The following is a 26,491-nucleotide window of genomic DNA, read 5'->3' as shown; positions in this document are numbered from 1 at the left end:
CTCAATCCCCTATCGGATTTTCAGGGTCGCCAGACCCACAAGTACAAGAATCACGGTGATGATCCAGAACCGCACAATAATCTTCGGCTCCGGCCACCCCTTCAGCTCAAAATGGTGATGAATAGGCGCCATGCGGAAAATCCGCCGACCGGTGAGCTTGAACGAACCCACCTGCAGCATCACCGATACCGTTTCCATCACGAACACACCGCCCATGATGAAAAGCACAATTTCCTGGCGGACGATCACCGCCATCACACCGAGCACTGCCCCCAAGGACAGCGCGCCCACATCACCCATAAATACCTGAGCGGGATACGCGTTGAACCAGAGAAAGCCCAACCCCGCCCCACACAGGGCAGCAGAAATAATCACCAGCTCACCGGCACCCGCCACATAGGGAATCTGCAAATACGTAGCGAACTCGGCATGGCCACCGGCGTAAGCAAAAATGCCCAGAGCGCCGCCCACCAGCACGGTGGGCATAATCGCCAGGCCATCCAGCCCGTCGGTGAGATTCACCGCATTGCTGGTACCGTTAATCACAAAATAGGTCAGCACGATGTAGAACCAGCCCATATTGATGGCGACGCTTTTGAAGAACGGCACGATCAACTGGGTTTCCACCGGGCTCTGCGCGGTGAAGAACAAGGCGCACCCAGCGCCGAGCGCACCAACAGACAGCCACAAATATTTCCAGCGAGCAGGCAGGCCCCGCGGGTTCTTTTCCACCACCTTGCGCCAGTCATCCACCCAGCCCACGGCGCCGAAAACAAACAACACACCCAAGGTGATCCATACAAAACGGTTTTCCAGGTCGCCCCACAGCAAGGTGGAAATAACGATGGCCACCAGAATCAGCGCGCCGCCCATGGTGGGGGTGCCGGCCTTGCTCAGATGGCTCTTCGGGCCATCATCACGGATCGCCTGACCCACCTGTTTTTCCTGCAGCATGCGGATCATGATCGGGCCGACCCAAAAAGCGATGAACAAAGCAGTGAGAACACTTAAGATGCCGCGCAAAGTGATGTACTGCACCACCAGAAAACCGCTGTGGTATTGCGCAAGATATTCAGCCAGCCAAAGCAGCATCAGCGTGCCCCCTGTGTGAGTGTGTGTTCTTGTGTCGCCAACAGCCTTACCACCGCTTCCATACCGGCGCTGCGCGACCCTTTCACCAACACAGTGCCACCTTGTTCCAGCACTGGGGCACTCCAATTCGCCGCCTGTTGATAGTCCTTAGCAATGTTTGCCGCTTCGCCATAGCCCCGTGCAGCTGCTGCTGCACCGGTCATCACCACCAAACCGGCAATGCCGGCCTGCTGAGCGTATTCACCTAATGCTTCTACCAGGCTGTCCGCCTGCGGGCCCAACTCACCCATTTCTCCCAGCACCAGCATTTGTGGTGCGGGCTGTGCGGCCAACCAGTCGATGGCTGCACGTACCGAGCCCGGATTAGCGTTATAAGTATCGTCAACCACCGTGCCGGTGCCGGCGGATTGAATATGCATCCGCCCAGGCACGGGCTTGAGCGCTGCCAGTCGCGGCAACACCTGAGGCAAACTAGCACCTAGCGCGCGGACCGCTGCGCAGGCCATCAGGGCATTACTCACCTGATGCGCCCCCGGCAGCGGGACAAGCACAGCGTCGCCCAGCGGCTGAAGTACGAACTCGGCACTGTCGCGGTGGAGGACAATGTTCTCTGCATACAGGTCGGCTCCGGCCCGTGTGCTTTCGTCCATACTCACCCGCACCACGGTCAACCCCGCAGCACGGGCTTTTTCTGCAAAAAAATCGGCAAAGCTATCATCGTTGTTCACGATCGCCTGACCGCCCTGCGTACAACCGGTAAAAATTTCTGCCTTGGCGTCGGCTATGCCCTGCATGGAGCCAAAGCCCTCTAGATGCGCCCCGGTTACATTCGTGACTAACACCACCTGCGGGCGCGTCAACGAACTGGTCCACGCAATTTCGCCCGGTGCATTGGCACCCAGCTCAATCACGGCATAACGATGCTCGGCACGCAGCCGCAGCAGAGTTAGCGGCACACCCACGTCATTATTAAAATTGCCATTGGTGGCCAAGGTACCTTCGCCCAACATGGTCGCCGCCATTTCTTTCACGGTGGTTTTGCCGGCATTACCGGTCACCGCCAGGCGGGGCATGCCGAACTGAGCGGCATAGCCACCGGCAAGTCGCCCCAAACCTTTACGGCTATCGGCAACCTGCACAACGTTGTCGAAACAGTCCTGCTCGTGCTCGACCAAAGCAGCAATGGCGCCACCGTTTTTGGCAGACGCTAGAAAATCATGGGCATCAAAGCGCTCACCGCGCAGCGCGGCAAACAGACAGCCGGGTTCAATATCGCGGGTATCGGTGGCGACCGCATTCACTTTCAAGTCGTCACCGTGCAGGGCACCGCCGGTCCACTGGGCGATCTGTGACAGCCACATCATTGTGCACCTCCCCGAGCGTTGAACGCCTTGTGGGCCAGATCGCGATCATCACTGGGGTAACGCACACCATTCACTTCCTGATAATCCTCATGGCCTTTGCCGGCAAGCAGAATCACATCGCCGTCACTGGCCGCCTGCACCGTATCCATCACCGCTCGATCACGTTCAACAATGATCTGCACTGACCCTGTGTCAGTGAGACCAGCGCACATTTCATCAATGATTTTTTGCGGATCTTCGCTACGCGGATTATCGCTGGTAAACACCACGTGGTCCGCGCCACGCTCAGCGACCGCGGCCATTTGTGGGCGCTTGCCGGTATCCCGGTCGCCTCCGCAACCAATGATGCAGAACAAGCGGCCAGCGAAGTGCGCACGACAGGCTTGCAGAGCTTTTTCCAGCCCATCCGGAGTGTGGGCGTAATCGACAATCACCGTGGGACAGCCAGCTTGCTGCACCGGTTCCATGCGACCGGGCACTGGTGTTATCGCAGCCAGAGCTCCAGCCAGTGAATCCGTGCTGACACCCTGTCCATGCAGAATACCGGCAACGGCCATCAGGTTGCTGAGGTTGAAACGGCCGAACAGCGGCAAAGTGACCGAGAAGGACTCTCCGCCTACGTTCAGTTCGGCATTGGTGCCTTCGGCGGTGAACGCCACAGACGCACAACGCACGGTGGCACCGGTCTGATCGCCGAAGGTCACACAGCGTACGCCATCGGCCAGGCAACCCACCAACGAATACGCCACCGGGTCGTCACAATTGATCACCGCCAACTTCACGCCGTCACGGGTGAATAACACAGATTTGGCTGCCAAATAGGCTTCCATGTCGCCGTGGTAATCCAGATGATCGCGGCTCAAGTTACTGAATACAGCCACCGACACCGGAGTCGGACCCAGCCGATGCTGATCCAGCGCATGGGAAGACACCTCCATAGCCACTGTATCGGCACCCGCCTCAAGGACTCGGGCTAAGCCGGCCTGCAGGGTAATCGGATCCGGAGTGGTATGGCCGGTAATCTGTTCATTATCTTTTAAGCCTAAGCCTAGTGTGCCGACCAGCGCACAGCGATGGCCCAGCGCATTCAGTGCATCACGCAGGAACCAAGTAATGCTGGTTTTGCCGTTGGTACCCGTCACACCCACCACATTCATGGCCGAGCCAGGCTCCCCGTACCAACGGGCCGCGAGCTCACCCACCGAACGGCTCAGACCGGGGAAATTCACCCGTGGCACCGCCTGCTCCTGCTGAACAGAAAATGTCTCTGCCTCAGCCAATACTGCCACCGCACCGGCAGCAATCGCCTGGCTGACAAACTGGCGACCATCGCTGGCCACGCCCTGCACGGCCAAAAAAGCATCACCGGGCATAACTTTGCGGCTATCGAGCTGTAACCCTGAAAGCACAACACCCGCCGCAGTAGCAGGCAGGGTGGTATTAGGCAGCAGTTGCTGGAGAGTCATCATGAGCGATCCTCCCCGTCCGGCCCGCCGGCCAGCAGCCCGTCAGGCTTGTCCGGTGGCACATGGAGCGAGCGCAACACGCCACTCATAATGCGAGAAAATGCCGGCGCCGCAACGAGCCCACCGTAATAGGCATCACCCGCCGGATCATCAATCACCACCACGGTGACAATGCGCGGGTCCGTTGCCGGGGCCAACCCAGCAAACAGACCAATATAGTTATCATCGGCGTAACCACCGTTCACCACCTTGTGCACGGTGCCGGTCTTGCCTGCCACCTGATAGCCTGGCACCTGGGCCCGGCGCGCGGTGCCAACACGACTGACCACCGTTTCCAACATCTGTACCAGCTGGCGAGCCGTCGCCTTGCCGATCACCTGCTCACCCTGCGGCGGCTGATCCACTTTCTTCAAGGTCAACGGCACTTTGACGCCATCGTTAGCGATCACCGCATAGGCCTGAGCCAACTGCACCGCAGAGACACTCAAACCGTAACCATAGGACAGGGCCGCTCGTTCAACATCGCGCCATTTACTGCGCAGCGGCAACAGCCCATCGCTTTCGCCAGGAAACGCAATGTGGGTGGATTGCCCGAAACCAAAGCGCTCCAGGTAGCCCGGCAATGCCTGCGAATCCATGGCTAACGCCAGCTTGCTGGTCCCCACGTTGGAACTTTTAGTGAGCACAGTGGTGATATCGATAACACCGTAATCACGGTGATCTCGAATCGTTTTGCTGCCCACCCGCAGTGTGCCTGGATGAGTATTAATGGTAGTGGACGGCGTGACCATGCCCATTTCCAACGCCGCCGCCACAGTAAAGGGCTTCATGGTGGAGCCTGGTTCGAACAGGTCAGTCACAGCGCGATTACGCAGCGCCCCGGTATCCAGGTTGCCACGATTATTGGGGTTGTAGGCTGGCTGATTCACCATGGCTAATACTTCGCCGGTGCGCACATCCAACACAACCGCACTGCCCCCTTTCGCATTAAATTTTTGTACCGCTCCGAGCAGTTCTCGGTAGGCCAGATACTGCAGGCGAAGGTCGATGCTGAGCGTGACATCTTCACCCGGTTCCGCCGGTTCCAGCACTTCGATATCCTGAATCACCCGGCCCAACAGATCCCGCACCACCTTCTTACGACCGGAATGCCCGGACAAATGATCTTCAAGAGCCAGCTCAATACCTTCTTGCCCTTGATCATCGATATTGGTGAAGCCCACCACATGGCTTGCCACTTCACCGGCCGGGTAATAGCGACGGTATTCTGTCAATGCATAGACACCGGGCACATTTAAACTCAACACTGTCTTGGCCGTTTCCGGTGCTAACCCCCGCTCCAAATAGATAAATTCACGGGACTTATGGCGGCGAACCTTGCGGGCAAACGCTTTCTGATCAATCACCGAATTACCGGCCAAACGCCCCCACTGATCCTGGTGCTCCATCGCTTCGCGGGGATTCACCCAGAGCGTCACCACCGGTGTACTCACCGCCAATGGCTTACCCGCACGATCACGAATTACACCCCGATGAGCCGCCAGCGGCTCCACCCGCAGGTTGCGGATGTCCCCTTGGTGGGCCAAAAAATCATGCTGAATAACCTGAAGATCCACCGCTCGAATTAACAACAGGCAGGCACACACCGACCAGAAGCCCAGCACAAAGCGCCAGCGCATCAGGTGATTCGGTTGCCGTATCTTGCGGGCCTGTTTCTTCATGGCCTGATCAGCACTCTCTCATTCGTCTTAGGTAACTTCATGCCCAGCTTTTCTCTAGCCAGGCGCTCCACCCGGGCGTAACTACCCCAGGTGCTGTGCTCCAACAACAATTGGCTCCACTGGGTTTCCAATCGAGTCTGTCGCTGCTGTAAACGTTGACTTTCATCCGTGAGACGCCGCGCCTGATGCACGCTATAACTGACACCCAGCGCAGACATCACGACCATCACGACCAATACGCGAATCATCCACGGCGCCGCCATCAGGCCACCTTCTCCGCAATACGCAGCACCGCACTACGCGAGCGCACATTCACTTTCAGCTCAGCCTTGCTGGCCCGCATGACCTTACCCACCGGCTCCAGCCGCTGAGGCAGTTCATCACCCAACGGCAGACCACCGCGCCCTTTCGGTGCCCGGCCGGAATGATCACGAATAAATAATTTCACGATCCGGTCTTCCAAAGAATGGAAGCTAATAATGGCGAGACGCCCGCCGATGGCGAGCGTCTCGAGGGACTGTTCGAGCACCTGATCCAGTGCATCCAGCTCCCCGTTTATATGTATTCGCAGGGCCTGAAAGCTGCGCGTCGCCGGATGCTTACCCTGCTCATTACGCCCCAGCACGGACTCGATCAAGTCGGCCAACTGCAGGGTGCGGGTAATCGGCTGCTCTTTGCGGGTTTCACAAATACGCTTGGCGATCCAACGAGACTTGCGCTCTTCGCCGTAGCGATACAGCACATTGGCGATATCTTTTTCCGCTGCGTAGGACAACCATTCGGCCACGCTCTCGCCTTGGGTCGGGTCCATGCGCATATCGAGAGGACCGTCACGCAGAAAACTGAAACCGCGCGCCGCATCATCCAGCTGTGGCGAAGAAACGCCCAGATCCAGCAACAAACCGTCAATCGGCCGACCGGCCTGCTCCACCGCTTGTGGCAGGCAGTCAAAGCGGCCGGCCATCATATGAAAACGGCTATCGCTAGCAGCCAATTGCTGGCCAGCAGCAATTGCTTGCGGGTCGCGATCAATACCGATAAGGCGACCGTTTTCACCCAGGCGCGAAAGCAAGGCACGGCTGTGGCCACCACGACCAAAAGTGCCGTCCACATAAAACCCTTCGCTCTGGCTGAACCACATATCCAGCACCTCTTCCAGCATTACCGGCTGGTGTGCGTACTGCGTGTCCTCGGTCGTCATCAGAACGACAGCTCCTGCACGCTTTCCGGCAACGCTGCCGGGTCCAGGGTGCCATCCACATCGGCCCAACTCTCTTCTTTCCAGATTTCAAAACGGTGCAGCTGGCCGATCAGCATGGCGCGTTTCTCCAAGTTAATTGCCGCCCGCAATTCCGGCGGCACCAACAAACGACCACTGCCGTCCATCTCAATTTCAGCGGCTTGGCCCAAGAAACGCCGTTTGAGCTGGCGAACCTGCGGGTTGGAGTCGCGCTGTTCAGACAGTTTTTTTGCGGTGTCCATAAATTCAGCACGCGGGTAGAGCGCCAGGCAGTCATCAAAGGGGTGCAGCGTAAGCACAAGCTGGCCACCGCACGTGTCGATTAACGACGCACGGTACCGAGTCGGCATGGTTAGCCGCCCTTTGGCATCCAGATTGAGTGCTGCGCTCCCAGTAAACACTGGCCATCCTCTTGCTCTTGGTTATGCGGTTCCTTCCTAGGCTTTTGCCCCACTTCATGACACCAGCCACCAGGAAATTCCCACTTTTTCCCACTTTCCACCACATTGAGACACTCTAGGGCCACAGCAAAGCTCAAGTCAAGCGTGACACACCGAAGAAACGTAAAAGAATTCCCAAAAAAATCAGTCTGTTAGGGGGCATTTAAACAGAATAGAACGAACAAGGAAGCGACGAACGGAGGGAGTTCCGTGATGAATCAGGGCGCTGGGACGCGCAGAAGAGAAAGCACTTTAAGTTTTAGATGAATTTGCTATTAACAATTGCATTTATATGCCGGAAAGAAATCACGTCACCCATATCTCGATGGCAGCCGGTAATTTCCACTATCCAGCAAGTCCACGCCGCACTCCAGCGACGCCAGCCAACCCAAAAAATGATCCACATTGGCGCCTTCAAAGTAACCACCATGCTGAGGCACAATCATTCGTGGCGCCAACTTGCGCACCATCGCCACCCACAGCCGGCAAGCTCGATTACTGGCCATGTAGCGCCGATGAAAACCCAACATGCTGTGACAGTGATCCGCAAAATTATCCACCTGCCCCTCTTCACCGTCCAGACTGGCTCCGATGTCCCCGGAGAAGAGAATGCCACTGAGCGGGTCATAGAAGCTGAAATTGCCCACCGAGTGCAAAAAGTGCGCCGGCAAAACCCACAACTCAGTGCCGGCAAACGGCAACACCTTGCCCTCATCGGCGACGCCCAAAATTCGCGCCTGCAACTGCTCACCCATCTTACCCGTCACATAGGACGACGCTAAATGCGGCAGAAAGCGGGACCACAGACGGCTAACCACCACCTGGCACCGGGTATGCATCAACCAGCGCGGTAATGACGCGATAATGTCCGGGTCCTGATGGGATGCCAAAATATAGTCCAAACCGTCTAAATTAACGCGACGGCTGAGGGCAATGGCCAAAGGGGTATAGGTAAGATCGCCGCCGGGGTCGATTAGCGCCGCCCGGTCGTTGTGGCGAATACAGAATTGATTCGCTTGCACTCCCTCGCCCACCACTAGGTCAGCAAAGCGCAGCACTTCGTGGCCATCTTCACTAAAGAGAGTATCAACTTGTGCCATGCTGGACTCCGCACCACGTAAGCGAGGCCGGTAGCCTAACAGCATGAAAAATCACCATAATGACGTACATCAACTTGCGCCCTTAACAGGCGATAGAGGCCATCTATGGCGGTAAAAAAGGTGGACCGGTCGATAAGCCGGGTTCTGTCGTGGACAGTCATTCATCTTGGGTTTGCGTCGCCACAAACCTCTAGCAACCTACCCGGATCCAGCGCGGGCCACGCCAACGGATCCCTATTTGGTTTTGCTCCGGGTGGGGTTTACCCTGCCACCACTGTTACCAGCAGCGCGGTGCGCTCTTACCGCACCTTTTCACCCTTACCGATTCCAACGCGAGGAAGGAAAAGGCGGTATCTTCTCTGTGGCACTAGCCGTAACCACACCGTTCCCAGTGTGGCCCCCAGGCGTTACCTGGCACCCTGCCCTTTGGAGCCCGGACTTTCCTCCAGCGGCCATTCTTTAAAAGAACCACCGCCAGCGACTGTCTAACCGGTCCGGGCGGGATTCTAGTCGTATGGGCGCCGGTAAGCCAGAGGCATAGGCGCAAGTTGCACGTTTAAAGTTGAAACACGACACGCAGCCCCAGGCAAACCCTCCTGCGCTCTTCAACCCATCTCTTCCAACAGCACATACAGTTCCTGCCGCTTCAACCCGGTATGGGCCGCCAAGATTTTTGCCACCCGCGACACCGGCAATTCCGCCAACAGCGTTTTGGCCAGTGCTTCGTCCTTTTCTGTCCATGCTGAGGAGTGGACCTGCGGCGACAACACCAGCACCAACTCACCGCGACGTTGATTACTATCTGATGCCACCCAGTCGCAGATTTCCGCCACCGGGCCACGCCGAATCGTCTCAAATTGCTTGGTCAGCTCACGGCATAGGGTAATTTCACGATCTTTTTCAACCAGCGATTTCAATGTTTCAAGGAAAGACAGCACACGGTGAGGCGCTTCATAAATAATGCTGGTGACGGAGAGGCCCGCCAGTCGCGCAATAGCCTGCTGACGCGTCGCCCCCTTGGCAGGCACAAAGCCCTCAAATAAGAAACGATCAGAAGGCTGACCCGCCGCAGCCAACGCCGCCAACAAGGCAGAAGCACCGGGAATCGGCACAACACTCACTCCCGCTTCCTGACAAGCGCGAACCAACCTGTAGCCGGGATCACTGATCAATGGCGTGCCCGCATCACTGATCAGAGCCCCCTGCTCACCACCCAGCAAACGGCTCACCAGTTCATCACTACGCTGGCTTTCATTGTGGTCATGACAACTAATCATGCGATTGCGTATACCTAGCTGATCAAGCATGCGCTGGCTGTGCCGAGTATCCTCTGCTGCAATCCAATCCACCGCAGCCAGTACGTCAACCGCACGACGGGTAATATCATCCAAATGACCGATCGGCGTACTGACAATAAACAAAATCCCGCTCATATTCGTGCACTACTCAAGTGTTAAGACGCCCGGAAAGCGCCTACAATAGCCGCTTCATTTTGGTAATACGAACCTCGCCATGGAATTTAGAAAGGCTTATCTGGCAGCACTCCTCGCTGTCACTGTAGTGGCCGGCTGCTCTACTAGCCCCTCATCCAAGACTAGGGTCTATGAAACCCCCGTCGTTGCGGCGCCCGATGGCCTCACAGAGACCCCGCCCGCACTGACAGCCGCCCGCAGTCAACTCGCCAGCATGGATGCAGACGAACGCATTGCCTCCACCCTGTCTTGGGCCTCTTCGTATCTCAATGAAAAGCAAGCGGCTGACGCCAGTCAATTACTCTCAGATCTGAACCCCGAAAAACTCAACAGCGAACAACGCTTTGCCTGGTTACTGCTCAGCGGCCGGGCACAGCTCAGCCAGCAGCAAACAGAAAAGACGCTATCGCTGCTACAGCAACACCAAGAAGAGATATTGCAATACCCCGCCGAGCAACAGGCGCAACTCGACCTCCTACGTGCCGATGCCTTGGCCATGAAAGGGGAGCTGCTGAGCAGCCTACAGCAACGTATCGCCGCCCATCCATTACTCGGCGACGAGGATCAAGACTACAACCACAACATGACCTGGCAGCTGCTCATGCAGATGCCCAACACCGAGCTGGACGAGGCCATTGATAGCAGCAGTGGCGATCTGCGCGGCTGGTTGACGCTGGCTCAACTATACCGCGACCCGATTGCTGACCTGGATGCCCAAATTACTCGCCTGAACCAGTGGAGCAACCAGTGGCGAAGCCACCCGGCCATTGATAACGTCCCGCAGATGCTCGATGCACTTGAGAAAGCCGCCAGCCAACGCCCCAGTCAAGTGGCCATCCTGCTGCCGACCAGCGGCCCCTTGAAAAATGCTGGAGCCGCTTTGCAAGAAGGCATCATGACCGCTTTTTACCAACAACAGAAAAGCGGCCACACGCCAACTCTGCGCTTCTATGATTCTGGCAGTGACGATGTATTAGCGGTGTATCAACAGGCCATCACCGATGGCGCAGATTTCATCCTAGGCCCACTGTCCAAGGACAACGTGGCCACCATTGCCAGTCAAGGTACCCTGCCCGTTACCACCATGGCGCTGAATTACATCGAGACCGATAATCGCCCAGACAATTTCTTTCAATTCGGCCTTGCTCCAGAAGACGAAGCACGCCAAATCGCCAATCATGCTGCCCGCAATGGCGCCTTACAAGCTGGTGTTCTCTACCCGGAGGGGGAATGGGCCGCCCGCGTTGCCAACGCCTTTGCCAATCGCTGGCAGGAATTAGGCGGCTCGGTCACCATCACTCGCACCTACCAAGAAGGCCCCAGTATTGGAGAAACCGTCAAGGAAATGCTGCTGGTCTCTCAGAGCCAGCAACGCGGCAATGCCGTTAGCCGCTTCACCAGCTTAAAAATGGACAATCAGCCTCGCCGCCGTCAGGACATGGATTTCCTATTCTTGCTGGCCGACCCCAACCAAGGCCGCCAGGTGAAACCGGCTCTCAATTTCCACTACGCTAAAAATTTACCCGTCTACTCTACTTCCCTAATCTACAGCGGTGAAGAGGACCCACGACGGGACCAAGACCTAAATGGCATCCGCTTCGTAGACATGCCTTGGATTCTCACCGACGACAATCAAGCGCTACATGAGGCCGCCAACGAACAATGGCCGGATGGCCATGGCCGCTATGAGCGACTGTTTGCCATGGGGATCGACACCTATCGACTACAGGGCCGCCTATACTTGCTCAACGCACTGTCTTCCAGCGAGTTGCCCGGCGTCACAGGCAGGCTACACATGAAAAACCAGCGCATTGTTCGCGAGCTCAATTGGGCTGTCTTTTCTAGCGGCAAGGCAAAAACACTTCCACAAACCACCGAGGCAGCTCAAAACATCCCCCGTGCCATTACTTCGCAGTAAGAAAAATACCGGCCGCGACGCGGAGAAGCGCGCCGCCAAATGGCTGACTGGCCAGGGGTTAAGTATAGTGGAGAGAAATTTTCACTGCCGTCAGGGTGAGATCGACCTGATTCTTCTGGATCAGGAAACGCTGGTCTTCACCGAAGTTCGGTGGCGCAAGCATCAAAGTTACGGCGGCGCACTTGCCTCGGTGGATCAACACAAACAACGGCGCTTAATCAATGCGGCCCAGCATTTTCTAGCCCGCCACCCGGAGCACCATCATCGGCCCTGCCGGTTCGATGTATTAGGCATGGAACCAGACAGCCAACAGGCGGTCCTTTATCAATGGATACAAAACGCGTTTTATAGCGAATAAACTGAAAATTTTTAAAAAACGAACGACCAGAACATAGCGAACCGGACAATGAAGGGGCAATTATGAGCGTGGACCGTATCCGGCAACTGTTTGCCGAAAGCATAGAAACCAAAGCCAAAGCCGGCGAAGTGCTGCCCTCCGTTATAGAAGCGGCAGGTCAGGCCATGGTCGAATGCCTGCTCAATGGCGGCAAAATCCTCACCTGCGGCAATGGCGGTTCCGCCGGCGATGCCCAGCATTTCTCCTCAGAACTGCTTAACCGCTTCGAGATGGAGCGACCGGCCCTGCCCGCTATCGCACTCACCACCGATTCCTCCACGTTGACCTCCATTGCTAACGATTACAGCTACAACGAAATCTTCTCAAAGCAAATACGTGCCTTAGGCGGTAGTGGCGATATTCTTCTCGCAATCTCCACCAGTGGTAATTCCGCCAATGTGATTCAGGCTATTCAAGCCGCCCACGATCGCGAAATGCGTGTTGTCGCTATGACCGGCAAGGAAGGTGGCGAAATGGTTAACCTGTATGGTCCCAACGATATCGAAATTCGGGTGCCCGCCACGTCAACCGCTCGCATCCAAGAGGTTCACCTCCTAGTCATCCATGCGCTGTGTGATTACATCGACCAACAGTTGTTCGGGGGCCAGTAATGCGCGCTCGTTTCATCTCGCACCCAGCCATTACCGCACTGGTGCTATTGCTCTCACTGACCCCTGGCTGCACTTCATTATCCAAGGGTATGTCGGATCAACCCACCGATCAGGATCATGGCTCTCGCACCTTTGGCGCCTTCGTGGAAGACGGTAACATTGAACGCAAAGTGGCGGTCAACCTGGCTCGCGCCAGCGCCGAACTGGATGAGTCTCGCATTGTGGTAGTCAGCTACAATGGCAATGTTCTGTTGGCTGGACAAGTTGCCAGCGAAGACCTAAGCACCCAGGCAGAAAATATTGCCCGCAAGGTGCGCCATGTACGCAATGTGCACAACGAACTACAAATCGTGGGCTCTGGTTCTTTCTTGGCCCGCACTAACGACACCTGGCTCACCAGCAAAATTAAAAGCCGGCTCCTGATAAACGGTGATGCGCCGGGCTGGCGAACCAAAGTTGTCACGGAAAACGGCGTCGTCTACTTAATGGGCCTGCTTACCCATGCCGAAGCAGAGGCGGTAGTGGCACAGGTGCAGAAAGTGTATGGCGTACAGAAAATAGTAAAAATTATTGAATATATAGATTAAGCGCTCCGCATCGGCAGCGCGCTCGATGCCGCCTCATGCCCCACCTACGGAAAACAAAAAGCCCGCTTACTGAGCGGGCTTTTTGTTTTTGCATAACGCATATTACGTACAGCGCCTCACTTAACCACCTTCAAGTGACTGACCTTCCCTCTACCTTGGTCTTTCTTTTCAAGCTCAGGAGTAGTCGGAGTCGGTGGCTCCGGCGGGTCTACCGGGTCAAACGCCATACCTTGACCATTTTCACGGGCGAAGATCGCCACCACAGCATTTATCGGCACCCGAATCGTCATGGGCATACCGCCAAAACGCGCAGAAAAAGCGATCTCATCATTATCCGCCACAAACTGAGTCACGGCGCGTGGAGCGATGTTCAGAACGATTTGACCGTCCTGGACAAAATCCTGTGGCACTTCCACACCCGGGAAACCGGCATTCACTGCCAAATGGGTGGTCAAGCCATTGTCGCAGATCCACTCGTGGATGGCCCGTATCAGATACGGGCGATTGGACGTCATTTCAGACATAACTACAGCGGGTTACGCAGTTCGCGTTCGGCGTCTGTCAGGCTAGCCTGGAACGCATCACGGTCGAACAAACGCTCGGCATAATCCAGCAGCGGCTTCACCTGCTTGGCAGGCAGCTCAATACCCAAAGCTGGCAACCGCCACAGAATCGGGGCGACCACACAATCTACCAACGTAAACTCTTCACTCATGAAATATGGCAGTTCGCTGAAAATCGGTGCGGTAGCAATGATCGCTTCACGCAGCTCTTTGCGACGCTTATTGAGGCTGGTTTCTTTCTCTTCACCGGCGAGAATCGCATCCACATGACCGCACCAATCACGCTCTACCCGGTGAATCAGCAGGCGACTTTGTGCCCGTGCCACCGGGTAAACTGGCAACAACGGAGGATGAGGGAAACGCTCGTCCAAATACTCCATGATCACCGTGGACTGAAACAGAGTCAGCTCACGATCAACTAACGTGGGCACTTCGTTGTAGGGGTTCAGCGAAGCCAGATCTTCCGGCTTGTTGTTGCTGTCCACATCAACGATATCGACCGTGACCCCTTTTTCTGCCAGCACGATACGCACGCGGTGGCTGTAATGATCTTCCGGGGAAGAAAAGAAAGTCATTGAAGAACGCTTGGTCACCACACCCATTGTCGAATCATCTCCGCACTAGTGATCTATAACAGAAACAGGGTAACCGCTTACACGGATACCCTGTTCAACGCTGGAAGCCAACACTGAGGTATCAGTGTACGTCTTTCCAGTATTCCTTTTTAAGCAGGTAAGCCGGGATCAACAGGATGCCCAAGAACAGCAGCACATAAACCCCAAGACGTTCACGCTGCGGACGAACCGGCTCCGCGGTGTAGGTCAGGAAGTTAGTGATGTCACCCATCGCCTGCTTGAACTCATCTTCGCCCAGCTCGTCCTCCAAGCCCGCCATCACGTGGGGCATGCCCACACTCGGGAAGACATGGTTATTGTAACCAAATGGACGAGACTCATCTTCGTAGAAGTTGATCAGGTATGAATACACCCAATCCGAAGAGCGGTACCGGGTCACCATGGTGAGATCCGGCGGAGCATTACCAAACCACTTCTTCGCATCGTCCTGGTCCATGGCGTTATGCATCTGGTCACCGAACTTGTCGCTGACAAAGTTCAGATTCTCCATCACCAGCTCTTCTGGCATTTCCAGATCTTCCGCCATGCGGCTGTAACGCTGGTACTGGAGAGTATGACAACCCATGCAGTAGTTAACGAACAACTTAGCACCATTTTGCAGGCCAACCTTATCTTGCAGGTTTACCGGCGCTTTAACCACGTACTCGTTGTGGCCACCGCCAGCCGCGAACGCGACCAACGGCAGGCAGCTGAAAAGAATAACCGCTAGTTTCTTCATCAGTGTCCCCCCGTTACCCGTTCCGGAACCGGCTTGGATTTCTCGAATTTATGCACAAACGGCATGATTAGTAAAAAGTAGCTGAAATAATAGATCGTGCCGAACTGCGCCATCATGGTCTTACCCGGAGTGGCCGGCTGGGTACCAAAATACCCCAACATCAAGAAGTCGAGCACGAACAATGCCATGAACAACTTGCTCAACCCACCGCGATAACGAATGGACTTAACCGGGTGACGATCCAACCAGGGGATGACGAACAGGATCACAATAGCGCCACCCATTGCCACCAAACCCCACGCCTTGGAAGACATGATGAAATCGATGGTTGTGGCTCGCAGCATGGCGTAATAAGGACCGTAATACCAAACCGGCGCAATATGATCAGGGGTTTTCAGCGGGTTAGCCGGCTCAAAGTTCGGCTTCTCCAGCAGATAACCACCACCATCCGGGAAGAAGAAAATCACCACGGCAAAGATCATCAGGAAGACGATCACGCCAGGCAGATCCTTCACGGTGTAGTAAGGGTGGAACGGAATACCATCAACCGGCACGCCATTCTCATCTTTGTTCTGCTTGATTTCCACGCCATCCGGATTGTTGGAACCCACTTCATGGAGCGCCAGGATGTGCAACACAACCAACGCCAGCAACACAATCGGAATTGCGACAACATGCAAAGCAAAGAACTTGTTCACTGTAGCGGTGGACAACAAATAGTCACCACGCACCCAGGTGGTTAGGCCTTCACCAATTTCCTTGGCTTCCGTCGCACTAATGAACGGCAACAGATCAAACGGGATGGCTCCCGCCAGGGAAATGATCACCTGTGCGCCCCAGTAAGACATATTGCCCCATGGCAGCACGTAACCGAGGAAACCCTCAGCCATCAGAGCCAAGTAGATCAGCATACCAAAGATCCATACCAGCTCCCGTGGCGGCTTGTACGAGCCGTACATCAGGCCACGGAACATATGGATATAGATTACTGCGAAGAACGCAGACGCGCCGACCGCATGCATGTAACGGATCAACCAGCCCCACTCCACATCACGCATGATGTACTCAACAGAGGCAAAGCCTTCGTTTGGAGAGAAGAACATGGTCAACCAAATGCCGGTCAGCAACTGATTAATGAGCACGACCAGAGAGAGAACACCGAAGTAGTACCAAAAGTTAAAGTTCTTCGGCGCATAGTATTCGGACATGTGCCGCTTATAAGAGTCCACCACGGGCAGACGGGCATCTACCCAATCGACAACGCGATTCACCATTCCCATCATGCCTTAGTCTCCCCTTCCTCAGAGCCGACGATAACGACAGCTTCGCTCAGGTACGAATGTGGCGGCACCACCAGGTTGGTCGGCGCAGGAACACCCTTGTAAACCCGGCCAGCGAAATCAAACTTGGAGCCATGGCACGGGCAGAAGAAGCCCCCGAATTCCAGCTCGACCGTAGGCTGTTCCTCAAACAAAGGAGAACAGCCCAGGTGAGTACAGGTACCCACAAGCACCAAGTATTCTTTTTTAATTGAACGCCATTCGTTCCTGGCGTAATCAGGCTGCTGATCCACTTCTGACGCAGGGTCACGCAGCTTTTCATCCAGCTGAGGCAGAGTATCCAGCATATTTTCCGTGCGACGCACCACCCAGATGGGCTGGCCCCGCCATTCTTCTACTACGCGCTGTCCTGCTTCCAGCCGACCAATATCCACTTTTACCGGCGCACCGGCATTCTTGGCTTTGGCACTGGGTTGCCAGGACTTCACGAAAGGTACAGCCACGCCAACGGCTCCTGCGGCACCAATTGCCGAAGTTAAACCGATCAGGAAAGTGCGGCGGCTGCTATTAACACCGTCGTTGCTCATTGAGATGTTCTCCCCTTAGATCCCACGCTCGGGGTTAGTCCGAGACTCGAGGTTTATCCTCGCGTTACGGGCGGAGTAAGGCGGCGCAAATGGTAAAGAAAAAGCCCACACCTGACAACAGGTTATTACTCCGCCAGAAGCGCTAAACAGCTGATTCGAACACAAAAAAGCCCAGCAATGCTGGGCTTTTTTGTGAATCTGCAGTGCTTGAAGCTTAACGCTTGGAGAACTGCGGACGACGACGCGCCTTACGCAGACCCACTTTCTTACGTTCCACTTCACGCGCATCACGTGTCACATAGCCTGCACGACGCAGCTGACCACGCAGCTCACCGTCATACTCCATCAGCGCACGGGTGATACCGTGGCGGATGGCGCCAGCTTGACCGTTATTGCCGCCACCACTTACGGTAACGAGCACATCAAACTTATCAGTCGCTTCTACCAGTTCCAGAGGCTGACGAACAACCATCTGGTTGGTTTTACGACCAAAATATACATCCAGCGGGCGACCATTAACACTGATCTTGCCACTGCCCGGACGCAGAAAAACGCGAGCGGAAGAGGTCTTGCGGCGACCGGTTCCGTAGTTGGTTTCTACAGTTGCCATCGACAAACCCCTTAAATTTCCAGCTGCTGCGGCTGCTGAGCGGTATGCGGATGCTCAGTGCCAGCGTAAACTTTCAGTTTGCGGAACATGGCGCGGCCCAGCGGGTTACGCGGCAGCATGCCCTTGATCGCCTTTTCGATGATCATCTCAGGTTTTTCTGCCTGCAGAGTCGCAAAGTTGGCTTCTTTCAAGCCACCCGGGTAACCGGTGTGACGATAATACATTTTGTCTGACGCTTTCTTACCGGTAACGGCCACTTTATCGGCGTTGATCACAACAATGTAATCACCGGTGTCGACATGTGGAGTAAACTCCGGCTTGTGCTTACCGCGCAGACGGCTGGCGACTTCAGTAGCCAACCGACCCAACGTTTTGCCGGAGGCGTCTACCACATACCAGTCGCGCTTTACGCTTTCCGGTTTTGCGCTGTAGGTCTTCATGGAATTCTGCCCTAAATTCAATATGTTACGGGTAGCAAACACCCACCGGCGACAGTTACGCCGGGCAAGAGAGCGCGAATTCTACCCAAGCCCCCCAAAGAACACAAGCGGTTCACTGGCATTTGTTGTCATGACACTAAGTCCCCCTTAGCTAAGGCCATTCTCCGCCCTGCAAAAGGATCATTGTGAACCCGCCCCTGCCATGTTGTGATTGAGCGTAACTCTACACCTTTGCCCCACCCTTTTTAAAGGAACAAACAATGCAACATCGTCGTCTCGGGCGCACGGATCTTAAGGTAAGCGCCCTCTGTCTAGGCACCATGACCTGGGGAAGCCAGAACACCGCACAAGAAGGTCATGCCCAGATGGACATGGCTCTAGATCATGGCATTAATTTTTTTGATACTGCCGAAATGTATGCTGTGCCCGCCAGCCCGGATACCTCTTTTCGCACCGAGACCATCATTGGCGAATGGTTTGCGCGCACCGGTCAGCGAGATAAAGTTGTACTGGCCACTAAGGCCGCCGGCCCCGGTGAGTACGTTAAACATATCCGCGGCGGTCCGCGGTTCAGCGCGAAAAGCTTGCAGGACGCCGCGGAAGGCAGCCTCAATCGGCTACAAACCGATGTGATCGACATCTATCAGCTGCACTGGCCTGAACGCACCACCAACTTCTTCGGCCAGTTGGGCTATAAACATCGAGAGGGCGAAGAAGGCATCGCCATCAGCGAAACCGTTGCTGGCCTGAAAGCGCTGGTGGATACGGGGAAAATTCGCCACTGGGGCCTTTCCAATGAAACCCCTTGGGGCACCATGACCTTCATTCATGAAGCAGAAAAAATCGGCCTGGCGCCTCCGGTCAGCATTCAAAACCCCTATTCACTGCTCAACCGTAGCTTTGAGGTGGGCTTGGCAGAAATCGCCCATCGGGAACAAGTCGGATTGCTGGCTTACTCGCCGCTTGCGTTCGGTATGCTCAGCGGCAAATACCGCAATGACCAGTGGCCGGAAGGCGCCCGCCTCACGCTGTTCAAACAATTTGCGCGCTACAGCAATCCCCAAGCTATCGCTGCCACTGAAGCCTATTGCGAACTAGCCAGTGAACGAGGCGTCAGCCCAGCCCAACTCGCCTTGCAATTTGTCACCACACGCCCCTTCGTGACCAGCAACATCATTGGTGCCACCACCCTCGCGCAACTGGAAGAGAACCTGAAAAGCATCGACGTACCCTGGGACAAAGATTTTGGAAAAAGCGCTAAACGCGATTCACACCCGTTTCCCGTACCCAGCACCCTAACCAGAGTCACTAAATGCACCATGCCGCATTGATGCTGACCTCGATAATGGAATCGTAGGTCGAAAATCGCTTTAGCCGATTTTCGACCTACCAGCCCCAACCTTCTCCTAACCAATAAAAGACGATTGGCGGTAGCTTTACATACATGCCGATGTTAATGCTGTTAACGTAACCTGGAAGCAACATACCCAGAGCCGCATACCATCATGGTGTCCCCCACTCGCAAGCCCATGGCCAAAGCGACAGCGCCATCATCGGCTTTGCTGCCTTGTACCAACAGTTATTAGCCGTGAATCAGCATTCACTCGACGCGGCCCTAATCAACACCCTCCTATCGGGCGCCGCAACTCAGAGGTAAGGATGTGATAGCCTGTGCCGCAATCGACGCTATTGTTGACGGCCTTTTCATCACCGTAGCCATCAGCAGCTTAAAAGGCCTGCCGCTGTCGAAAAAATGTTCGTGGGCGAAGCTATGCACCTGCCTTTCTGGTTCACTTTTGGGATTCTCAGCCCCGTGGCCATCCCGTTGGCACTGTACACGCCGCACCGTGGTACGGCTACCCGAAGCCGACGGCGAGCCCTTGGGCCAGTGGGGCCATGGCGCCCCAGCCCATCGCTTACTGGTAGTCGGCGAGTCCACAGCGGCAGGCGTGGGCGTCCTTCACCACCATCAGGGACTGGCCAGCCAACTGGCCCTACAGCTGCACCAACAATCCGGGCAGGCGGTAGCCTGGCACACCTTTGGCGTTAACGGCATCCGTGTGGAGGAACTACTCGCCCGCCTTGCTGACACGGCCCTACCTCCAGTGGATCAGATATTCATCAGCATGGGAGTTAATGACACCACAGGCTTCACTTCCCGGCGCCGCTATCGCATAGGGTTACTGCAGCTGATTGAGGCACTGAGCAAGCAACATCCCCACATCCGAATAACCTTACTCGCCGTGCCCCCCATGCATAAATTTACCGCCCTTCCCATCCTGCTCAGGCAGCTACTCGGCTGGCGCGCCCGACAACTGGATCAACAGCACCGTCGCGTGGCCCGCAATGTCAGCCTCGCGCGCTACCTCGATTATCCTGCTCTGCAAGACCCTGCCCTGCTCGCTAAAGACGGCTACCACCCAAACGCCAGCGGCTACCGAGCCATGGCAGCCGCACTGACAGAACAAAAGAGCAGCAAACAAAAAACGTGACTCCTGCACCTACTCCTGAAGGGCGCCCAGTCCACAGTAACACCCCGCCACGGAGCCTCCCGGTGCACCAATGACGGCAGCCGGGTCATCCGCGGCTTTTAGAGCAACCTGATCACAACGACCGATGCGTTGCATGTTGCGTGAACAGTGCAGTAATTACATCGCGGCAAAAAAAAAGCGAACCCTAAGGCTCGCTTTTCTACTTCTGCCATCCCGCTGGTTTTAGAAACGATAGCTCAGCTGAGCACCGATAATATCGGCATCCAACTCAAAGTCTCCTTTCAGCAAGCCTCGTTCAGTCAGGTTTGTCTCTGCATCGTCAATGAAGATATGGCTATAAACCACATCAATGGTCATATTATCTGTTGGGTTAAAGCCTGCCCCAATAGACACACCGATTTTGTCTGAGTCTGGCGAGGCGGGAGAGCGATTCTCACTGCTCTGAGTGGAGTTCTCTTTATAGACACCACCTCGCAATACCGTTCCTTTGGCAAGCACATGCCGCACACCGGCAGAGAAACGGGTTGTATCACCCCAACCAAATTCCTGCACCGCCGGGCTTGGAATCGGCGCACCCGAGTGATCGACTACAAGCTCATCAAGGCTACTCCACTCCATCCACTCAACGCCGAATAAAATTTGTGTTCGCTCAGAAAGGTCCCCGGCATATGAAAATTGAGCTGACGCAGGCAAATCCACAGAGGTGCTCCCACTGTATTTACCCGCTAAGGCTGTAGCTACCGGCAATGGCTGCCCACTAGCCACCAAGGGCAAGGGGGAGAAGGTAATGTCGCCATCAAGGTCATACTCCACGGCTGAGCGATACGCCAAACCAAAGTGGTTGTTATCATCAGCATCAAACACCAAGCCGACGTTCCAACCATAGGCATCATCGTCCCCTTCAAGTCGGGTAAACGAGCTTTCAAGATCGGCCTCAAGACGCTGGTAACTAACCCCGACCCCCAGACGAAGACGATCCGTTACCTGAACACCCAACGCTGGGTTAATGTTATAAGCCTTTAGATCAGACATGGTGGCATAGCGGTCACCCGTCGTCGGAGACAGTGGCGCCAAAGGATCGGTAGCCACAGAGCCCCAGTTATCTTCATAGTCAATTTTCGAGCCAAAGGGAGCATTTATCCCCAAGCCAAACGTCATTTTATCACTGAGGGGAATAGCCAAAAACGCGCTTCCTACCACTGGGCTAAAATCTTCAAAATCACCGGGGCCCGAACCGCCCTCGGCTTTAAAGCTCGTATCGATGATGACTTGCTGAACAGCCGCTGTAATTTCTGTTTTCTTCAAGCCTGCCAATGTGGCCGGGTTATACCATTGATTTGACGCATTTTCGCTCAGTACTGCCGCGCCAGCAAAAGCGGTACCTTGCGCAGAAACAGATTGCTCACTGACAGCAAAACCTGTAGCTATCGCTTGCGTCGATAAAGCCGCAAAGGCTGAACCGATTAGTAGCGCACCTGTTTTTTTCATTGTTGTTCTCCTTCTTCCTAGAATTATTAGCTTACACGCAAGACCATCCCTCAATCTGAGTTCACTTACACTTATACACAACTTAGGCGAATAACAGCAACACCTCGATCACCTAATACTTTCCTATTAGCCCATTTTTTTGTAAAATATCCGCCATTGACAATGAGGCGGCCCGCTATCACGGCCAAAGAAAATCCTTTGTGGCAGCCCCCGATGGAGATATCCATGCATTAGGCAACCGCAAAAAGACAAAAAAAAGGGCTGCCGAAGCAGCCCTTTCATTTTGACCTGACCCGGAATTAATCGGCCAGCACCGCCTTGGCGATAATACCTTTCATAATTTCGTTGGTGCCGCCGTAAATCCGCTGCACCCGTGAATCTGCAAACATGCGGGCAATCGGGTATTCCCACATGTAACCGTAACCACCGTGCAACTGTAGGCATTCATCAATCACTTCACACTGCAGATCGGTAATGTAGTACTTACCCGCCGCAGCCGTAGGAATATCCAGCTCTTTTTTCAGGTGCAGCTCCAAGCAACGATCCACATAGGCTCGCGCCACTTCAAGCTTGGTATGCATTTCGGCAATTTTGAACTGGGTGTTCTGGAAGCCAGCGATAGGCTTACCAAAGGCCTTTCTTTCTTTCACATATTCAATGGTATGCGCCAATGCAGACTCGGCCATGGCCAGGCCACCAACGGAGATACCAAGGCGTTCCTGGGGCAGCTCTTTCATCAGATAAATAAAGCCCATGCCCTCTTCACCCAACAGGTTCTCTGCCGGTACGCGCACATCCTGGAAGAACAGCTCGGAGGTATCTTGGGCTTTCATGCCGACTTTCTTCAGATTCTTACCTTTCTCGAACCCTTCAGAGTCGGTTTCTACCACAAACAAGCTAATGCCCTTGGCCCCTTTAGTCGGGTCGGTCTTTGCCACCACAATGACGATATCTGCATTCTGGCCATTAGTGATGAAGGTTTTAGAGCCGTTTAGCACATAATGGTCACCGTCTTTTATTGCCGTGGTTTTCACACCTTGCAAATCAGAACCGGCACCGGGCTCTGTCATGGCGATGGCACCAATCATTTCACCGGTAACCATTTTCGGCAGATACTTCTGCTTCAATACTTCTGAGCCATTATGCTCAATGTAAGGCGCCACGATTTCCGTGTGCAGCCCCCAACCGATGCCAGTGAGGCCCAGCTTGGAAATTTCTTCATTGATCACCACGCTGTAAAGGAAGTCAGCGCCAATACCGCCATACTCCTCACTCACCATCGGACATAGGAAACCCTGCTCGCCAGCCTTTAACCATACGTCTTTGGGGACCACGCCTTGCTGCTCCCATTCTTCATTGAATGGCACGGCTTCGTTTTCAAGAAATTTGCGGACGGTATCGCGAAAAGTTTCGTGGTCAGAACTAAATAGCGTACGGGGAATCATCATGCTCTCCGGTAGTCAGGTTATCGGGGGGGCCCACGCCGGGCTGGCAGGGGTAGAGAATGCTCCATAATGTTGATAGAGCTTGCCGTTGAGCAATGACCAAAACGCTCACCCCCACGGCCAGTGATGAAAACCGGACAATGACCTTGCAACCACAAGCTGATCAGGCGCGGTGTTCGCGCCCTAAATATTCGGAGGATTGCATCTCCTGAAGGCGAGAACAGGTACGCTCAAATTCGAAATCCAAACGCCCTCCGGCATAGATATCCTCAATGGGCACTTCTGCGGTGATCACAAGCTTCACCGCACGGTCGTAGAATTCATCCACCAGATTGATGAATCGCCGGGCCATATCGTCCTTACTGGCCCCCATTTGCTCCACATTGGCGAGCAATACCGTGTGGAATTCACGAGCGATTTCGATGTAATCCGTCTGGCTGCGCGGACCATCGCACAACTCCTTGAACTCAAACCAGACCACATCATCAGCGCAGATAACAGTGGCGATCTTACGGCCTTCAATAAGCACATTGCCACGATCACGATGCCGGGAGTGATCCTGTTCCAATGTCTCGAAACGCTCCTGAAGAAACGCATCGGCCCCTTTCCCCAAAGGGCAGTGATAAAGCTCCGCCTGTTCCAGTAGCCGCAAGCGGTAGTCGTTCCCCCCATCCACGTTCAACACTTGAGTGTGCTCTTTAAGCAAATCAATGGCGGGAAGAAAGCGAGCCCGTTGCAGCCCATCCTTGTATAAACCATCTGGCTCAATGTTAGAGGTGGCAACCAGGGTTACACCGTTGGCAAACAGTTCCTGCATCAGGCCGGCCAGGATCATCGCATCGGTGATATCTGTAACGAAGAATTCGTCAAAACACAGCACCCTAGCCTGGCTGGCAAACTTGCGAGCGATACTGATCAGTGGGTTTTTTTCCCCCTGCCGTTCACGCATTTCACGATGCACCTTCTGCATGAAGCGATGAAAATGCATGCGACGCTTTTCCTCGAACGGCAGCGTCTGGAAAAAAACATCCATCAGATAGGTTTTTCCACGACCTACTCCCCCCCACATATACAAGCCCATCTGGGGCCGTGCTTTACGGAAACGCCCAAATAGCCCTCCCGAGGCAGGCTCTGCAAGTAATCGATGATAAAGCTCATCCAGCGCGGCGACCGCCCGCTCTTGGGCCGGATCCTGAAAGAAGTCAGCTCGCTCTAGGTCGGCCTTATATTGCTCAAGAGGGGTCATGGTTCGCAAACCTGCCACTATGTAGTAGTTGAAACCGGTTCCGGGCCTGAAATAGGCCCCACAAGGGGCGGTCAATGTAGCGCTGAGGCCACCAACTGACAACCGGCAGAGAGTGAAATTCACTCATAGAGCGACAGCGCTTAGCGAGGCAGGTGGCTGGCCGCCACTTGTTTTAAGTCCACCAACTTGCCGTGAAAAAAGTGGCCGCAATCAGGGAAGCGCAACAAATCGGGAGCTAATGGGGTTTGCTCTGCCCAGCGATACACCTGCTCAGCCGGGACGACTTCATCATCATCTCCCTGCACCACCGTCACCGGGCAGCCGGTGTCTTCAATTTCATCAAATGGGTAATGGTGTACCGGAGGCGCCACCAACAACAGCTCCCGAGCGGGCACCCCGTTAGCCTTGAGAATTTCCGCCCCACGCGCCGCAACGAAACTGCCAAACGAAAAGCCCGAGAGCCAGAGTGGCAATTGCGGATACTTGTGTGTCAGCCAGCTATGGATGGCCAGCAGATCTTCGGTTTCCCCAATGCCATCACTGTAAGCTCCCTGGCTTTCACCCACACCACGAAAGTTGAAACGCACCACCACAGCGCCTTCATCACGGGCCAAGCGGGCCAGGGTCGTCACCACCTTGTTATCCATGGTGCCCCCGAACAGCGGATGCGGATGGCAGACAATGGCGACGAACGGCGGCGCCTCACTACCGTACTCCACCACCACCTCTAACTCCCCTGCTGGTCCGGGTAAAGTTTGCCGTTGTGCCATCATTTTCTACTCCTGTTCCATCCTTTTACGCCTTTCACCCTTGGCGATTGCGCAGCTCTGTGCTGCAATAGCCAAAGCGTTATCGCCAGCGTCTTGGCGATACCTTACAGGAGTATGCCATGGATATGCTGACAACTGGGGTGCTGTGCTTTGCTGCCGGCGTGGTAACAGGTGCAGGACTGCTTTTCTGGTTGTTACCGGCACGGCGGCAAGCCGGCCAATTGATTCGCGATCGCGACGAGGCTCGTCAGGCACTGAATCATTATCGGGACAAAGTGGATGACCATTTTCTTCAGACCGCTGATCTGGTCAACGATATGACCCAGGCCTATCGCTCCGTGCACGAGCATTTATCGAAAGGGGTGCAAGTACTGTGCTCCGAAGTAGGCCGTAAGCGAGCCGTCGCCAAGTCTCTGGATTCCGCTCCGGGCAACGACAACAGCGAGCCCATGACACCGCCACTGGACTACGCGCCCAGCGCCAAAGGGACGCTATCAGAAGACTTTGGCCTGCAACAGAAACCCACGGGCCCTTTTGCTCCCGTAGATGTAGCAGACAACCCGTTACCAGACATAGTGGTGCAGCCGCCCCGGGATTATGCCGACGGCGACACGCAAGATACCGACACCACCAGCAACAAGACACCTGGCTGATTCCGGCAACGTTGCCATAACAACGCCAACCAGCAGACACAAAAAGCCCGCATCAGCGGGCTTTTTGTTAGATTCCACCAAATACTACCTGGCTGAGAGCCCTGGCTCATGGCTGAATAATCGGTCCGTTCCAATTTTACTTTCTCAAAGCCCTGT

At 55.0% G+C, this 26,491-nt stretch carries 26 protein-coding genes, 1 other RNA gene and 1 pseudogene; 7 read left to right on the top strand and 21 right to left on the bottom strand.

Annotation, left to right across the window (positions count from 1 at the left end; translation table 11 throughout):
- Positions 1-9 precede the first annotated feature (9 nt).
- The 10 genes from mraY to rsmI form a co-directional block, all read right to left on the bottom strand.
- Complete coding sequence (gene mraY, locus ABO_RS03075) at positions 10-1,092, bottom strand: phospho-N-acetylmuramoyl-pentapeptide-transferase (protein WP_011587881.1); 1,083 nt, start codon at positions 1,090-1,092, stop codon at positions 10-12.
- A complete protein-coding gene (gene murF, locus ABO_RS03070; RefSeq protein ID WP_011587880.1) occupies positions 1,092-2,456 on the bottom strand; it encodes a UDP-N-acetylmuramoyl-tripeptide--D-alanyl-D-alanine ligase in 1,365 nt (454 codons plus the stop codon). Before murF ends, mraY begins: the two co-directional genes overlap by 1 nt.
- Positions 2,453-3,925, bottom strand: a complete 1,473-nt coding sequence (locus ABO_RS03065) for a UDP-N-acetylmuramoyl-L-alanyl-D-glutamate--2,6-diaminopimelate ligase (protein WP_011587879.1) — start codon at positions 3,923-3,925, stop codon at positions 2,453-2,455. The genes murF and ABO_RS03065 overlap by 4 nt, the downstream gene beginning before the upstream one ends.
- Positions 3,922-5,643 carry a peptidoglycan D,D-transpeptidase FtsI family protein gene (locus ABO_RS03060; RefSeq protein ID WP_011587878.1) on the bottom strand — a complete coding sequence of 574 codons (1,722 nt, stop codon included), beginning with the start codon at positions 5,641-5,643 and terminating at the stop codon, positions 3,922-3,924. The genes ABO_RS03065 and ABO_RS03060 overlap by 4 nt, the downstream gene beginning before the upstream one ends.
- Complete coding sequence (gene ftsL, locus ABO_RS03055) at positions 5,640-5,906, bottom strand: cell division protein FtsL (RefSeq protein ID WP_011587877.1); 267 nt, start codon at positions 5,904-5,906, stop codon at positions 5,640-5,642. The genes ABO_RS03060 and ftsL overlap by 4 nt, the downstream gene beginning before the upstream one ends.
- On the bottom strand, positions 5,906-6,844 hold the full coding sequence (gene rsmH / locus ABO_RS03050) for a 16S rRNA (cytosine(1402)-N(4))-methyltransferase RsmH (RefSeq protein ID WP_011587876.1): 939 nt from the start codon (positions 6,842-6,844) through the stop codon (positions 5,906-5,908). The genes ftsL and rsmH overlap by 1 nt, the downstream gene beginning before the upstream one ends.
- Entirely contained in the window at positions 6,844-7,284 is a 441-nt protein-coding gene (gene mraZ / locus ABO_RS03045; RefSeq protein ID WP_011587875.1) for a division/cell wall cluster transcriptional repressor MraZ, read from the bottom strand. Before mraZ ends, rsmH begins: the two co-directional genes overlap by 1 nt.
- Before the next feature lie 350 nt (positions 7,285-7,634).
- Complete coding sequence (locus tag ABO_RS03040; RefSeq protein ID WP_035460759.1) at positions 7,635-8,423, bottom strand: MBL fold metallo-hydrolase; 789 nt, start codon at positions 8,421-8,423, stop codon at positions 7,635-7,637.
- Between the two features lie 117 nt (positions 8,424-8,540).
- An RNA gene (gene rnpB / locus ABO_RS14160) (RNase P RNA component class A) lies at positions 8,541-8,920 on the bottom strand.
- A 108-nt stretch (positions 8,921-9,028) separates the two neighbouring features.
- The gene (gene rsmI / locus ABO_RS03035; RefSeq protein WP_011587873.1) at positions 9,029-9,856 is read right to left on the bottom strand and encodes a 16S rRNA (cytidine(1402)-2'-O)-methyltransferase; all 828 of its coding nucleotides are present in this window, start codon (positions 9,854-9,856) and stop codon (positions 9,029-9,031) included.
- A 79-nt stretch (positions 9,857-9,935) separates the two neighbouring features.
- Here rsmI and ABO_RS03030 point away from each other — a divergent pair, with 79 nt between their 5' ends.
- From ABO_RS03030 to ABO_RS03015, 4 genes are all read left to right on the top strand, one after another.
- Entirely contained in the window at positions 9,936-11,813 is a 1,878-nt protein-coding gene (locus ABO_RS03030; protein ID WP_011587872.1) for a penicillin-binding protein activator, read from the top strand.
- On the top strand, positions 11,794-12,171 hold the full coding sequence (locus ABO_RS03025; protein ID WP_011587871.1) for a YraN family protein: 378 nt from the start codon (positions 11,794-11,796) through the stop codon (positions 12,169-12,171). Before ABO_RS03030 ends, ABO_RS03025 begins: the two co-directional genes overlap by 20 nt.
- Before the next feature lie 62 nt (positions 12,172-12,233).
- The gene (locus ABO_RS03020) at positions 12,234-12,821 is read left to right on the top strand and encodes a phosphoheptose isomerase (RefSeq protein ID WP_011587870.1); all 588 of its coding nucleotides are present in this window, start codon (positions 12,234-12,236) and stop codon (positions 12,819-12,821) included.
- On the top strand, positions 12,821-13,408 hold the full coding sequence (locus ABO_RS03015) for a BON domain-containing protein (protein ID WP_011587869.1): 588 nt from the start codon (positions 12,821-12,823) through the stop codon (positions 13,406-13,408). Before ABO_RS03020 ends, ABO_RS03015 begins: the two co-directional genes overlap by 1 nt.
- A gap of 116 nt (positions 13,409-13,524) precedes the next feature.
- On the opposite strand, the gene ABO_RS03010 is transcribed toward ABO_RS03015, so the two are convergent.
- The 7 genes from ABO_RS03010 to rplM form a co-directional block, all read right to left on the bottom strand.
- Positions 13,525-13,932 carry a ClpXP protease specificity-enhancing factor gene (locus ABO_RS03010; protein WP_011587868.1) on the bottom strand — a complete coding sequence of 136 codons (408 nt, stop codon included), beginning with the start codon at positions 13,930-13,932 and terminating at the stop codon, positions 13,525-13,527.
- A 2-nt stretch (positions 13,933-13,934) separates the two neighbouring features.
- The gene (gene sspA / locus ABO_RS03005; protein WP_011587867.1) at positions 13,935-14,573 is read right to left on the bottom strand and encodes a stringent starvation protein SspA; all 639 of its coding nucleotides are present in this window, start codon (positions 14,571-14,573) and stop codon (positions 13,935-13,937) included.
- A gap of 94 nt (positions 14,574-14,667) precedes the next feature.
- On the bottom strand, positions 14,668-15,324 hold the full coding sequence (locus ABO_RS03000; protein ID WP_011587866.1) for a cytochrome c1: 657 nt from the start codon (positions 15,322-15,324) through the stop codon (positions 14,668-14,670).
- Positions 15,324-16,598 (bottom strand): cytochrome b, encoded by a 1,275-nt coding sequence (locus ABO_RS02995; protein ID WP_231483481.1) that lies wholly within the window; start codon positions 16,596-16,598, stop codon positions 15,324-15,326. Before ABO_RS02995 ends, ABO_RS03000 begins: the two co-directional genes overlap by 1 nt.
- Positions 16,599-16,603: 5 nt before the next feature.
- On the bottom strand, positions 16,604-17,191 hold the full coding sequence (petA, locus tag ABO_RS02990) for a ubiquinol-cytochrome c reductase iron-sulfur subunit (RefSeq protein WP_011587864.1): 588 nt from the start codon (positions 17,189-17,191) through the stop codon (positions 16,604-16,606).
- Between the two features lie 214 nt (positions 17,192-17,405).
- A complete protein-coding gene (rpsI, locus tag ABO_RS02985; protein ID WP_011587863.1) occupies positions 17,406-17,801 on the bottom strand; it encodes a 30S ribosomal protein S9 in 396 nt (131 codons plus the stop codon).
- A gap of 11 nt (positions 17,802-17,812) precedes the next feature.
- Positions 17,813-18,241 (bottom strand): 50S ribosomal protein L13, encoded by a 429-nt coding sequence (gene rplM / locus ABO_RS02980; RefSeq protein WP_011587862.1) that lies wholly within the window; start codon positions 18,239-18,241, stop codon positions 17,813-17,815.
- Between the two features lie 260 nt (positions 18,242-18,501).
- Here rplM and ABO_RS02975 point away from each other — a divergent pair.
- Together ABO_RS02975 and ABO_RS02970 are read left to right on the top strand one after the other, a co-directional pair.
- A pseudogene (locus ABO_RS02975) lies at positions 18,502-19,540 on the top strand (aldo/keto reductase).
- Between the two features lie 548 nt (positions 19,541-20,088).
- Entirely contained in the window at positions 20,089-20,733 is a 645-nt protein-coding gene (locus ABO_RS02970) for an SGNH/GDSL hydrolase family protein (protein ID WP_198407803.1), read from the top strand.
- Between the two features lie 222 nt (positions 20,734-20,955).
- On the opposite strand, the gene ABO_RS02965 is transcribed toward ABO_RS02970, so the two are convergent.
- The 4 genes from ABO_RS02965 to ABO_RS02950 form a co-directional block, all read right to left on the bottom strand.
- Positions 20,956-22,275, bottom strand: coding sequence for an OmpP1/FadL family transporter (locus ABO_RS02965; RefSeq protein ID WP_231483475.1), 1,320 nt, complete (start codon positions 22,273-22,275; stop codon positions 20,956-20,958).
- 245 nt (positions 22,276-22,520) lie between these two features.
- Positions 22,521-23,666 (bottom strand): acyl-CoA dehydrogenase family protein, encoded by a 1,146-nt coding sequence (locus tag ABO_RS02960; protein ID WP_035460610.1) that lies wholly within the window; start codon positions 23,664-23,666, stop codon positions 22,521-22,523.
- A gap of 163 nt (positions 23,667-23,829) precedes the next feature.
- Positions 23,830-24,912 (bottom strand): cell division protein ZapE, encoded by a 1,083-nt coding sequence (gene zapE, locus ABO_RS02955; protein ID WP_011587856.1) that lies wholly within the window; start codon positions 24,910-24,912, stop codon positions 23,830-23,832.
- Between the two features lie 140 nt (positions 24,913-25,052).
- A complete protein-coding gene (locus tag ABO_RS02950; RefSeq protein ID WP_011587855.1) occupies positions 25,053-25,685 on the bottom strand; it encodes an alpha/beta hydrolase in 633 nt (210 codons plus the stop codon).
- Between the two features lie 116 nt (positions 25,686-25,801).
- Between ABO_RS02950 and ABO_RS02945 the strand changes: the two genes are divergently transcribed.
- Entirely contained in the window at positions 25,802-26,335 is a 534-nt protein-coding gene (locus ABO_RS02945) for a YhcB family protein (RefSeq protein ID WP_011587854.1), read from the top strand.
- Positions 26,336-26,491 lie beyond the last annotated feature (156 nt).

The organism is Alcanivorax borkumensis SK2, from assembly GCF_000009365.1.
Lineage (GTDB): Bacteria > Pseudomonadota > Gammaproteobacteria > Pseudomonadales > Alcanivoracaceae > Alcanivorax > Alcanivorax borkumensis.
This window is presented reverse-complemented; position numbering and strand designations above follow the sequence as displayed.

Coding starts and splice junctions, on each gene's coding strand:
- mraY (WP_011587881.1), bottom strand. CDS start 1,092: ATGCTGCTTTGGCTGGCTGAATATCTTGCGCAATACCACAGCGGTTTT.
- murF (WP_011587880.1), bottom strand. CDS start 2,456: ATGATGTGGCTGTCACAGATCGCCCAGTGGACCGGCGGTGCCCTGCAC.
- ABO_RS03065 (WP_011587879.1), bottom strand. CDS start 3,925: ATGATGACTCTCCAGCAACTGCTGCCTAATACCACCCTGCCTGCTACT.
- ABO_RS03060 (WP_011587878.1), bottom strand. CDS start 5,643: ATGAAGAAACAGGCCCGCAAGATACGGCAACCGAATCACCTGATGCGC.
- ftsL (WP_011587877.1), bottom strand. CDS start 5,906: ATGGCGGCGCCGTGGATGATTCGCGTATTGGTCGTGATGGTCGTGATG.
- rsmH (WP_011587876.1), bottom strand. CDS start 6,844: ATGACGACCGAGGACACGCAGTACGCACACCAGCCGGTAATGCTGGAA.
- ABO_RS03040 (WP_035460759.1), bottom strand. CDS start 8,423: ATGGCACAAGTTGATACTCTCTTTAGTGAAGATGGCCACGAAGTGCTG.
- rsmI (WP_011587873.1), bottom strand. CDS start 9,856: ATGAGCGGGATTTTGTTTATTGTCAGTACGCCGATCGGTCATTTGGAT.
- ABO_RS03030 (WP_011587872.1), top strand. CDS start 9,936: ATGGAATTTAGAAAGGCTTATCTGGCAGCACTCCTCGCTGTCACTGTA.
- ABO_RS03020 (WP_011587870.1), top strand. CDS start 12,234: ATGAGCGTGGACCGTATCCGGCAACTGTTTGCCGAAAGCATAGAAACC.
- ABO_RS03015 (WP_011587869.1), top strand. CDS start 12,821: ATGCGCGCTCGTTTCATCTCGCACCCAGCCATTACCGCACTGGTGCTA.
- ABO_RS03010 (WP_011587868.1), bottom strand. CDS start 13,932: ATGTCTGAAATGACGTCCAATCGCCCGTATCTGATACGGGCCATCCAC.
- sspA (WP_011587867.1), bottom strand. CDS start 14,573: ATGGGTGTGGTGACCAAGCGTTCTTCAATGACTTTCTTTTCTTCCCCG.
- ABO_RS03000 (WP_011587866.1), bottom strand. CDS start 15,324: ATGAAGAAACTAGCGGTTATTCTTTTCAGCTGCCTGCCGTTGGTCGCG.
- ABO_RS02995 (WP_231483481.1), bottom strand. CDS start 16,598: ATGGTGAATCGCGTTGTCGATTGGGTAGATGCCCGTCTGCCCGTGGTG.
- petA (WP_011587864.1), bottom strand. CDS start 17,191: ATGAGCAACGACGGTGTTAATAGCAGCCGCCGCACTTTCCTGATCGGT.
- rpsI (WP_011587863.1), bottom strand. CDS start 17,801: ATGGCAACTGTAGAAACCAACTACGGAACCGGTCGCCGCAAGACCTCT.
- rplM (WP_011587862.1), bottom strand. CDS start 18,241: ATGAAGACCTACAGCGCAAAACCGGAAAGCGTAAAGCGCGACTGGTAT.
- ABO_RS02960 (WP_035460610.1), bottom strand. CDS start 23,666: ATGATTCCCCGTACGCTATTTAGTTCTGACCACGAAACTTTTCGCGAT.
- zapE (WP_011587856.1), bottom strand. CDS start 24,912: ATGACCCCTCTTGAGCAATATAAGGCCGACCTAGAGCGAGCTGACTTC.
- ABO_RS02950 (WP_011587855.1), bottom strand. CDS start 25,685: ATGATGGCACAACGGCAAACTTTACCCGGACCAGCAGGGGAGTTAGAG.
- ABO_RS02945 (WP_011587854.1), top strand. CDS start 25,802: ATGGATATGCTGACAACTGGGGTGCTGTGCTTTGCTGCCGGCGTGGTA.